The 1,236-nt window shown below is 64.5% G+C and carries 1 pseudogene; it reads left to right on the top strand.

The annotated features are described in order from the left end of the window. Positions 1 to 18: 18 nt before the first annotated feature. A pseudogene (locus ACFOY2_RS54635) lies at positions 19 to 1,236 on the top strand (DNA-directed RNA polymerase subunit beta); the annotation flags it as partial.

Here is a 1,236-nt window from a genome sequence, read left to right as displayed (position 1 = left end):
CCCTCGGAAGGACATCTGTTGGCAGCCTCGCGCAACGCCTCCGCCGTACCCGCTGGTCCCCGTCGCGTCTCTTTTGCGCGCATCCAGGAGCCCCTCGAAGTTCCCGGCCTTCTGGCCCTGCAGACCGAGTCTTTCGACTGGCTGCTCGGAAACGAGAAGTGGAAGGCCCGGGTTGAGGCGGCTCGCCAGGCCGGGCGCAGGGACGTCCCGACCCAGTCGGGCCTCGAAGAGATCTTCGAAGAGATCAGTCCTATCGAGGACTTCTCGGGGACCATGTCCTTGTCGTTCCGCGACCACCGGTTCGAGCCGCCCAAGCACTCCGTGGACGAGTGCAAAGACAAGGACATGACCTTCTCCGCCCCGATGTTCGTGACGGCGGAGTTCATCAATAACACCACCGGTGAGATCAAGAGCCAGACGGTGTTCATGGGCGATTTCCCGCTCATGACGCCGAAGGGCACATTCGTCATCAACGGCACCGAGCGTGTCGTGACCTCGCAGTTGACCCGTTCGCCCGGCGTCTACTTCGAACGCAACGTTGACAAGACGTCCGACAAGGACCTGTACGGCTGCAAGGTCATCCCGTCGCGGGGTGCCTGGCTGGAGTTCGAGATCGACAAGCGCGACAGCGTCGGTGTGCGCATCGACCGCAAGCGCAAGCAGGCCGTGACCGTGCTGCTGAAGGCGCTGGGCTGGACCAGCGACCAGATTCTCGAGCGGTTCGGCCAGTACGAGTCGATGCGGGCCACGCTGGAGAAGGACCACACGGCCGGTCAGGATGACGCGCTGCTGGACATCTACCGCAAGCTGCGGCCGGGTGAGCCGCCGACCAAGGAGTCGGCGCAGACGCTGCTGGAGAACCTGTACTTCAACCCGAAGCGTTACGACCTGGCCAAGGTGGGCCGCTACAAGATCAACAAGAAGCTCGGGGTCGACTCTGAGATCACCCAGGGCACGCTCACCGAAGAAGACATCGTCGCCACGATCGAGTACATCGTCCGCCTGCACGCGGGTGAGGAGTCGATGCCGGGCGCGGGTGACCGCGAGGTCATCGTCGAGGTCGACGACATCGACCACTTCGGCAACCGCCGCGTGCGCAGCGTCGGCGAGCTGATCCAGAACCAGGTCCGCCTGGGTCTGGCCCGCATGGAGCGGGTCGTGCGCGAGCGCATGACCACCCAGGACGTCGAGGCGATCACGCCGCAGACCCTGATCAACATCCGCCCGGTCGTGGCG

The sequence above is a fragment of the Nonomuraea purpurea genome (genome assembly GCF_042650645.1).
GTDB lineage: Bacteria > Actinomycetota > Actinomycetes > Streptosporangiales > Streptosporangiaceae > Nonomuraea > Nonomuraea purpurea.
The sequence above is the reverse complement of the archived record's forward strand: the minus strand, read 5'-3'. Positions and strand labels throughout refer to the sequence as shown.